The following is a 1005-nucleotide window of genomic DNA, read 5'->3' on the forward strand; positions in this document are numbered from 1 at the left end:
GGACGTTACTGGTATGGCTGGGATGGCCGTAATCAACGATAGCTCAGCTCCATTTGGTCACTTTAGATTCGAATATATTTCTGACAATTTTTGAATACTAGCTCTAGCATTGACAGCATATTTGGATTCAATTTTCATCTGTCCTTGATGTACTGCAGCTGAAAATAACCATGCTTCTTGTTGTTGAGATGACATATATCGGCGCAGGGGCTCAAGGATAGATAAGGCGAACCCTTCAACTGGCTCTAAAACCGATGGATCGGTTTTGGCTTTGTTAGGAAAATCCTTAAAATCTTGAAGCGCAACCTTACGTTTTCCATCTAAATCTGCAGCTAATTTATCGACCTGCTCGCGCAATTTTTCATAGTCTTCTTTGTTCAGATTTTTTAGATTCTTATCTTTCAATACTGCTTCTCGTAAGCACGTTGAGCTATCCAATTCCAAAATTTTACTTCTCGGTTCGGTCTCTTTTAAGATCTCTTTACGATCGATACTTGATCTTGGAATTCGTATTAATAAGCCGGTGCATTCCGCTCCCCAATTAAAAATAAATTGATGAAGGGAAAACGTACGGATTTGCGAGTAACTCTTCTCTAGAGTTTTCTGCATTGATTTTAATTCTATTTCTTTCATCGCAATCGCTTCATCGAGTACAGCTTTTTGATAAAGAGGAATGACTGTGAAATAGAAACCTAGAATGGTTAACGCAAATAGCCCAACTTGTGAAAAATAGCTAATCCTCAATAGCCAAATATCTAAGCGAGACTCTTTTTTGTATTTTTGAGAAGGGAGTGAATGTTTGCGAAGACGTTTTGTATTTAAAGGGGAAGTGAAATTACTGACTATTCTTTTTTTCATTTTATAAATCCCACTTGGTTCAGGAAAGTTTACTCAAAGCTTCGATACCGAAACCTTCTCCTACGTCTTTGGAAATATAGAATACAACACCAAGAACAGCATAGATAGACAAACGAAACGGCCATCCCAGCCATACCAGTAATGTCC

At 38.0% G+C, this 1005-nt stretch carries 1 protein-coding gene; it reads right to left on the reverse strand.

Annotation, left to right across the window (positions count from 1 at the left end):
- Nucleotides 1–57: 57 nt before the first annotated feature.
- A complete protein-coding gene (locus tag HLUSI_RS32715; protein WP_157137866.1) occupies nucleotides 58–858 on the reverse strand; it encodes a hypothetical protein in 801 nt (266 codons plus the stop codon).
- Nucleotides 859–1005: the final 147 nt, after the last annotated feature.

Source organism: Herbaspirillum lusitanum P6-12, assembly GCF_000256565.1.
Lineage (GTDB): Bacteria > Pseudomonadota > Gammaproteobacteria > Burkholderiales > Burkholderiaceae_D > Herbaspirillum > Herbaspirillum lusitanum.